The sequence below is a fragment of the Streptomyces sp. NPDC051172 genome, assembly GCF_040682555.1.
Taxonomy (GTDB): Bacteria; Actinomycetota; Actinomycetes; order Streptomycetales; family Streptomycetaceae; genus Streptomyces.
This window is the reverse complement of the sequence record NZ_JBFBBE010000064.1, coordinates 47,089-55,027: the sequence shown is the minus strand read 5'-3', so window position 1 is coordinate 55,027 and position 7,939 is coordinate 47,089. Positions and strand designations below refer to the sequence as shown.

Here is a 7,939-nt window from a genome sequence, read left to right as displayed (position 1 = left end):
CTCCCACTCCCCCCCTTCACCTTATAACCCCCTTTCCCTCAACCCGCCCTCACCCCCGGGCCGCCCGGCCGCCCCCGGCCCGGCGCCGACCGTTTTGCGCGCGCCGCTTTCGGAATCATTAATTCCGCCTGCCGCCAAGTCGATCCGGACCCATAGGCTCCGGCTTATGACGGCCACGCGCTTTATGTCTTGGACGGAGCAGAACCTCGGAATCTAGTATTTTGAACGTGAAATCAATCGGGTCCCGCCCGGAATTGTTTCGCAATCCCTTTCCGATCCACTTCCCCGGCTCCGCCGGGAAAACATGGGGAGAAGCGTGATCTCGACCAAGCTGACAGAGCTGCTGGGAATCGACCATCCGGTCGTCTGCGCCCCGATGGGCTCCGTGTCCGGAGGACTGCTCACCACCGCCGTCACCCGCGCCGGCGGGCTCGGGCTCGTGGGCGTCAGCTACGGCGACCCCGCCTTCATCGACGACCACGTGGCACAGGCCGCCCGGGGCGGGGGCGTCTGGGGAGTGGGTTGCGTGATGTTCACCTTCGACGAGCGGCCCGGCCTGTGGGACAAGGTGCTCGGCTACGCGCCGCCCGTGATCGCCCTCTCGTTCGGCGATGCCGACCAGGTGCGCCGGTACGTCGCCTCCGCCGCGGAGAGCGGGGCACATGTGGTGGTGCAGGTGCACGACACCGAACAGGCGGCGGTGGCCGTGCAGGCGGGCGCCTCGGTCCTGGTGGCTCAGGGCGCGGAGGCCGGCGGCCACCACAAGACGCAGGCCACACTGCCGCTCGTACCCGCCGTGCTCGACATCACCGGAGGCACCGTGCCGGTCGTGGCGGCCGGCGGGTTCGCCGACGGTCGGGGCCTCGCTGCCGCGCTGGCGCTCGGGGCCGACGGCGTGATGATGGGCACCCGTTTCGCCCTCACCGAGGAGTCGCTGGGCACGCCGGGCTTCAAGACCTCGCTGATGTCCGCCGCCACCACCGACACCGTGAACACCCGCGCCTTCGACGTGGTGCGGGGCATCCCGTGGGACACGGTGTACCAGGCCCGCTCGGTGAGCAACGCCTTCACCCGCGCCTGGACCGGCAAGGACACCGAACTCGCCGCCCGGCGGGCCGAGATCGAGCCCGAGTGGACCGCGGCCGTCGCCCGCGACGACGCGGCTCAGCGCGCGCTGTTCGCGGGCGAAGTCCTCGACCTCGTCCAGGACGTCCGGCCGGCGGCGAGCGTGGTCCACGACACCGTCGCCGAGGCCGAGGCGATCCTCACCCGTCTCGCGGGCGCCATCAAGCCCTGACCCGCGCGCGCAAGGCCTGAGCCCGGTGCCGGTCCGGGGGATCCGCTCCCCCGACTCTCCTGGACCCGAGGCTCCGCAAGGCGCTGCCCCGACCCCCTCTTCCCCTTCGCACCACGGGAGACCCCTGTGATCCACGTCCTCACCCTCACCTACCTCAAGCCGCGTGAGACCGTCACCGCCCACATGCCCGAGCACAAAGCATGGCTGCGCGAGCACTCCGACCGGGGCCGCATCCTGCTCAGCGGCCCCCGGCCGGACGGAGGAGCCGTCATCGTCACGGCCGACCTCGACGAGGCCACCGTGAGCGAGCTGATCGAGAGCGACCCCTGGCACCGGCTCGGCATCGCTTCGTACGAGCGGATCGGCTTCGAGGCCCGCAACGTCAGCCCGGGTGTCGTCACCGCACCCGAGCCGGACGAAGGCGTGCTGCTCATCAACGTGGCCACCACGGACGGCGCGCCGGAAACCGTGGATGCCCTCGCCTCCGCCGTCGAGCACGTGGCCGCCACCGCCGACGGGTTCCTCGGCTCCCGTCTGCTGACCAGCGTCGACGGCGACGCGGTGATCAACCTCGCGGCGTGGGCGGACGAGAAGCGGTTCAACGCGATCTTCGACGACCCTGAGTTCACCCGGCGCTACCAGGCGTTCGCGAAGACCACGACCGGCGCCAAGTACCGCCTGTACCGCACGAGCCGGGTCATCACCCCGGGCCGCTGACCTCGCCGCCCCTCGGCAACGCAAACTGTCACACCCATAGGAGCAAACATGTCAGCCTCCCCCGCATCCGCCGAGTACGACCTCGTCGTCATCGGATTCGGCGCCGCCGGACTGTCGGCCGCCCTGTCCTTCGCCGAGGCCACCGAAGGACGCGAACAGCCCGCCCGCATAGCGACACTCGAGCGGTCCGCCGAGAAGGACCGCGGCGGCGCCACCCGCTGGACCGGCGCCTTCCTCAGGATCAACCAGGACCGGCAGCTGGACAGCGACTGGGCGGAGCACGTCAGCCGGGTCTCCGGCGGCCTGGCCGACGTCGCCTACTGCCGCAAGGTCGAGCACGAGGCCCCGCAGACCCTCGCGTTCGTCGAGAAGCACGGCGTCGAGATCGCCTTCGCGGACTTCCCGCTCCCGCACACCTTCGACGGCGGCACCCCGTCGATGACCCCGCCCGCCAGCCCGCGCGGCGGCGGCGCCTCGATCGTCGAACACCTCGGCGCGGCCCTGGAGAAGGACCCCCGGGTGGACATCCGTTACGAGACGGAGGCGCTGCGGCTTACCACCGCCGACGACGGCACCGTCGACGGCGTCGTGGTCCGCGGCTCCGACGGCCGCACACAACGACTGGCCGGCCGCGCGGTGGTCCTGGCCTGCGGCGGCTTCGAGGGCAACACCGAGATGCTCACCCGGTACGTCGGCGACCGCGCCTGCGACCTGCCGCTGATCGCGCCCGGCATCGCCAACAACCGCGGCGACGCCCTGCGCATGGCGCTGGAACTCGGCGCGGACACGGCCGGCCAGTTCGACGGCATTCACGCCGAGCCGGTCGACCGCCGTACCGAGAAGGCCGACGCGGTGCTCTACGGCTTCCCCGCCGGCATCTTCGTCAACGGCCGTCTGGAGCGCTTCTTCGACGAGGGCCGCGACACCTGGGACAACACCTTCGAACACATCGGCTACGAGATCTGGAAGAACCAGGACCAGGAGGCGTACTGGATCGCCGACGGCAAGACCCTCGCCATCCCCGGCATCATGAACTCGCTGCTCAGCGACGTGCCGCCGGAGCAGGCGGACACCCTGGAGGAGCTCGCCGGGAAGCTCGGCGTCGACGCCGAGACGCTGGAGAAGACCGTCGCCGAGTTCAACTCGGCCGTCGGGCCCGGGGAGTTCGACTTCACCCGCCTCGACGGCAAGAGCACGGTCGGCATCACCCCGCAGAAGTCCAACTGGGCCACCCCGCTGGACACCCCGCCGTTCATCGGCGTCCCGGTGACCGCCGCCGTCTGCTTCACCTACGGCGGTATCCGCACCGACCTCGACGGCCGGGTCGTCACCCCGTCCGGCACCGCCATCCCGGGCCTGTACGCGGCCGGCGAGGCCACCGGCCTCTTCTACCACGCCTATCCGCCGGCCACGTCCGTCCTGCGCTCGCTCATCTTCGGCCGGCTCGCCGCCCACCACGCGGCCGCCCAGCAGTCCGTCTGACCCATCCCACGTCAGCTCTCTGTTCCTGGAGGATCCATGAGTATCGTCAACATCGACGTCACCCTCCGCGACGGCGGTTATCGCAACGGCTTCGACTTCCCGCTCCCCTACGCCCTGAAGCACGCGAAGTTGAGCGTGGAGGCCGGCTTCGACTGGGTCGAGATCGCCTACCGCAAGGGCTCGTTCGCCCCGATACCGAACCTGGGGCTCACCGGACGGGGCGACGACGACTACATCGCCGCCATGGCCCAGGAGATCGGGCCGAACCGGGTGGCGATGATCCTGCACCCGAAGAACATCACCCGGGACGACCTGCCTGCCATGTACGCGGCAGGAGCGCGACTGGTGCGCATCATCCTGCCCGCCGAGGGCTACGGACCGGGCCTGGACTTCATCCGGCAGGCCAGGGACATCGGCTTCACCGTGGGCGTGAACTTCGCCCGGATCAGCCAGTGGCCCGGCCGGGACGTGGTCGAGGTGGCGACCGCCGCCACCGACGCGGGCGCCGAGTTCGTCTACCTGGCCGACTCCAACGGCAGCCTCTCGCCCGTGGACACCACCGACCTCACCACCCTGACCAGGTCGGTCACCGGCGGAGCGGTGGGGCTGCACGCCCACAACAACCTGGGGCTCGCCCTGGCCAACGCCATCAGCGCGGTCGCCGCCGGCGCGACGTGGATGGACTCGTCGATCCAGGGCATGGGCAAGGGTCCGGGCAACCTCATCGCCGAGCAGTGGCTGGCCCACCTCGACCGGACGGACCCCAAGGCCGCGGCACGGCTCAACCTGGCCCCGGTTCTGGAACTGGCCGACCTGCTGCTCGCCAACATCCCCGAGGGCACGCCTTCGCTGCCGCTGCCGGACCTGGTGCTGGGCCGCTACGACCTGTCGGTGGAGCACCGCAAGCACCTGCTCGGCGAGCACGGTGAGGCCATCGCCACCGCGCGCTCCCTCGCCGCCGTCCAGTGACCCACGCCGGACCGGCTGCGCCGGCGGCGGTCTTCGGACCGGAGGCCGCCGTCGGCACGGCACACGCCCTCGTGTTCGCCCCCGTCACACCGCGCTGGGACGAGGGAGCGTTCTTCGCCCCCGTCATCCGGACTCTGACCCGCGCCGGGCTCAGGGTGACGGTGGTGGACACGCTCTCGCTGTGGGACGAGGAAGCGGACTCGATGGACTCCTTCGTCGCCCGCTGGCGCGCGCTGCTGCCGACGTTCGGCCCGGTCGACCTGCTCTGCGGGAACGCCCTGGGCGGTGCGGTGGCCCAGGCCCTGCTCCCGGACGTCGATCCCGCCACGGCCGTCCTCCTCGTCTCGGGGCCGGCGCGCACGGATGCCGTTCTGGAAGAACGGCTCCTGGAGATCGCGGACCTGGCCGCCGCGGGCCGCGCCGACGCCGCGCTCGCCCTGCTGCACAGGCGCGTCCTGCCCGACGGCACCTCGCCCGCGCAGGACGGCCCGGCACCTGCGGACGCCGACGCGGCCGCGGGCCGCCGACTCGCCGCCGGCATGCGCCTGCTGTGTGGCATCGACGTCTCCGCGACCGTACGGGCCCACCCCGGCCCGCTGCTCCAGGTCGTCGGCAGCCGCTCCCAGCTCGTCACCGGCCGCCACACCGCCGCCGCGCCCCACCACCGTGTGCACGTCGCCCCCGGCGCCGGCATGCGCCCCCACACCGAACAGCCCACGGAAGTCTCCGCGCTCGTCGAGGCATTCCTGTGGGAGAAGGGACTCCGATGAAGCCGACCCCGACCAAGAGCGTCGCCGTCCTTCCGGGCGACGGCATCGGACCGGAGGTCGTCTCCGCCGCGCTCGACACAGTCGAACAGCTCGACCTGCCCCTGGACTTCCGGTTCGGAGAGATCGGCTGGGAGTGCTGGCGCCAGGAGGGCACCCCGGTACCGCAGCGCACCTGGAAGCTCCTGGAGGAGACGGACACCTGCCTCCTGGGCGCCATCACCAGCAAGCCGCTGCGCGAGACGGAGGCCGAGCTCACCCCGTCGCTACGGGGCACCGGACTGGAGTTCGTCTCGCCGGTCATCCAACTCCGCCAGCGCCTGGGGCTGTACGCCAACGTCCGCCCCGTCACCGACCTGGACCACGGGCGGTTCGACTTCACCGTCATCCGCGAGAACACCGAGGGGCTCTACGCCGGTCTCGACGTCCACGGGCTCGACGAGGCGCTGTGGAACGCGGTGCGCCACCACCCCAACGCCGAGGCCTCCGGCCCCGAGGGCAGCAGCGTCACCCTGCGCCTCCAGACCCGGTTCGGCATCGACCGGCTGCTGCGCTTCGGCTTTGCGTACGCCGAGGCCCACGGCCACCGCCGGCTCACCCTCGTGGACAAGCCGATGGTCCTGCGCAACAGCAGCAACCATCTGCGTGAGCGTCTCGAACTGATCGCCGGGGACCACCCGGACATCGAGACCGAGATCCTCAACGTGGACGCCGTCGCCCTCTGGATGGTCCGCAGGCCCGAGCGGTTCGGCGTGCTGGTCGCAGAGAACATGTTCGGCGACATCCTCTCCGACCTCGGCGCGGGCGTCATGGGCGGCCTGGGCCTCGCCCCCAGCGGCAACATCGGTGAGCGCGGCAGCTACTTCGAGCCGGTGCACGGCAGCGCGCCCGGCATGGCGGGCAAGGGCAGGGCCAACCCGATGGCCATGTTGCTGACCTTCTCCCAGATGCTCGACCACCTCGGCCTGGCCGTGCCCGGCGAGGAACTGCGCAACGCCGTACGCACGGTCGCTCGCGCCCGGACGACCGTCACCTACGACCTGGGCGGCTCGGCGAGCACCGAGCAGGTGGCGCGGGCCGTTGCCCGCGAACTGCCGGGCGGGACGCACGAGTCGGCGGACACCGCCGGCCACGAGGCGGCTGCGAGGCCGGCCGTCCCGATGGACGTCGTGGACCGGCTGGCCCGGCTGGACACCGCCTCGGTCTCCGACGCGCTGGACAGCCTCGGCATCGTCGGAGTGCTGGCCGGGGTGACAGCGCGCGTCCCCGGGGCCCGTACGGCGGGACTCGCCCACACCGTCACGTACAAGCCGGTGGACGGCTCCGCCGAGGGCTTCCGCAACGCGGCGAACTACCTGGACGAGGTGCCCGCCGGATCCTTCGTGGTGGTCGACAACGGCGGAAGCTCCTCCTGCACGAACTGGGGCTCGCTCCTGACCGCCGTAGCGCAGAGCCGTGGGGTGCGCGGGACCGCGCTGTACGGCTCGGCCCGTGACATCGCCGAGATCCGTGCCGCCGGATACCCGCTGTTCAGCACGGGGGCCACGATGGTGAGCGGGAAGAACCGGGTCGAGCTGGCGGCGACCGGACGGGACGTCACCGTCGGCACCGTCACCGTGCATCCCGGGGACGTCGTCGTGGCCGACGACAACGGCGTACTCGTCGTACCCGCCGCGCGGGCCGCCGAGGTCGCCGACCGTGCCGAGCGCGTGGAGCGGACCGAGGCGGCGATCGCCGAGGCGGTGAGCACCGGGCTGCGCCTGGACGAGGCCCGCCGCCGGTTCGGCTACGCCAGGCCTTGGGAGGGCCCCGCCGGCCGGACCGGCGATGCCTGACCCGGCGCTGCGCCTGGTGGACGTCCACTACCACGCGGGCCCCGACCTGTACCGGCGCCGCCTGACGACCAGCGGCGCCGGGAGGGCGTACGCCCAGGCCGACGGCTGGGTGGTGATCAAGAGCCATCTGGGGTCCACGGCGGCCGCCGCGTGGGAGGCCCGGCAGGAGGGGCTGCCTGTCTCCGGTGCAGTCGTCCTCAACGACCTCGCGGGCGGCGTCCGTCCCCGGGTCGTGGAACAGGCCGTCTACGCGCACGGGCCGCAGAGCCCGGCCCGGCTGGTCGTGCACCTGCCCACCCTGGTCGGCCCCGCCCACCGGACCACGCTGCGCCGGGAGTCCTTCCACCCGCTGCTGGACGCCGACCGGTGGCGTGGTGACCGGGTCCTGGACGGCACGGGCCGGCTGAGCCGACGGGTGAGCGAGGTGCTCAGGGCGGCCCGCGACCTGCCGGTGGTCCTGGCGACCGGGCACTGCGACCGGGAGGAGACGTTGCGGGTGATCGACGAGGCGGCGCGGCTTGAGCTGCCACGGCTCCTGCTGACCCACGCCACCCACCCGATGTCCGGCCTCACCCCCGAAGACCTGGCCCAGCTGGCCGACCTTCCCGGCCTGTACGTCGAACTCACCGCCCTCACCCTCCTGTTGGGACATCGCGACGCCCGTCATCTCGGCGAAGTGGTCCGCGCCCACCCGCGGGTGGTGTTCAGCTCCGACCTCGGACAGCCCGACCAGCCGGACGTGAGCGGCTGGTTGACGGCGAGCCGGCGCTGGTTCGCCGACGCCCGGCTGACACCGGCTCAGGTCCGCGCCATCACTTCCGCCAACCCAGCAGCGCTGCTGGCGCCCTGAACCGCCCTTCCAGGGAGGACTC

At 72.0% G+C, this 7,939-nt stretch carries 7 protein-coding genes; all 7 read left to right on the top strand.

Annotated features, from left to right (window positions below):
• Positions 1–316: 316 nt before the first annotated feature.
• The 7 genes from AB0N07_RS31660 to AB0N07_RS31630 all read left to right on the top strand — a co-directional run bounded on the left by AB0N07_RS31660 (position 317) and on the right by AB0N07_RS31630 (position 7,917).
• Positions 317–1,297 carry a nitronate monooxygenase gene (locus tag AB0N07_RS31660; RefSeq protein WP_365840900.1) on the top strand — a complete coding sequence of 327 codons (981 nt, stop codon included), beginning with the start codon at positions 317–319 and terminating at the stop codon, positions 1,295–1,297.
• Positions 1,298–1,423: 126 nt separating this feature from the next.
• Complete coding sequence (locus tag AB0N07_RS31655; protein ID WP_365840898.1) at positions 1,424–2,014, top strand: YciI family protein; 591 nt, start codon at positions 1,424–1,426, stop codon at positions 2,012–2,014.
• Between the two features lie 48 nt (positions 2,015–2,062).
• Entirely contained in the window at positions 2,063–3,496 is a 1,434-nt protein-coding gene (locus AB0N07_RS31650; protein ID WP_365840896.1) for an FAD-binding protein, read from the top strand.
• A gap of 36 nt (positions 3,497–3,532) precedes the next feature.
• Complete coding sequence (locus tag AB0N07_RS31645) at positions 3,533–4,465, top strand: hypothetical protein (protein ID WP_365840894.1); 933 nt, start codon at positions 3,533–3,535, stop codon at positions 4,463–4,465.
• Positions 4,462–5,235 carry a hypothetical protein gene (locus AB0N07_RS31640; RefSeq protein WP_365840892.1) on the top strand — a complete coding sequence of 258 codons (774 nt, stop codon included), beginning with the start codon at positions 4,462–4,464 and terminating at the stop codon, positions 5,233–5,235. The genes AB0N07_RS31645 and AB0N07_RS31640 overlap by 4 nt, the downstream gene beginning before the upstream one ends.
• Positions 5,232–7,067: an isocitrate/isopropylmalate family dehydrogenase gene (locus tag AB0N07_RS31635; protein ID WP_365840890.1), complete on the top strand. Its 1,836-nt coding sequence runs from the start codon at positions 5,232–5,234 to the stop codon at positions 7,065–7,067. The genes AB0N07_RS31640 and AB0N07_RS31635 overlap by 4 nt, the downstream gene beginning before the upstream one ends.
• A complete protein-coding gene (locus AB0N07_RS31630) occupies positions 7,060–7,917 on the top strand; it encodes a DUF6282 family protein (RefSeq protein WP_365840888.1) in 858 nt (285 codons plus the stop codon). The genes AB0N07_RS31635 and AB0N07_RS31630 overlap by 8 nt, the downstream gene beginning before the upstream one ends.
• Positions 7,918–7,939 lie beyond the last annotated feature (22 nt).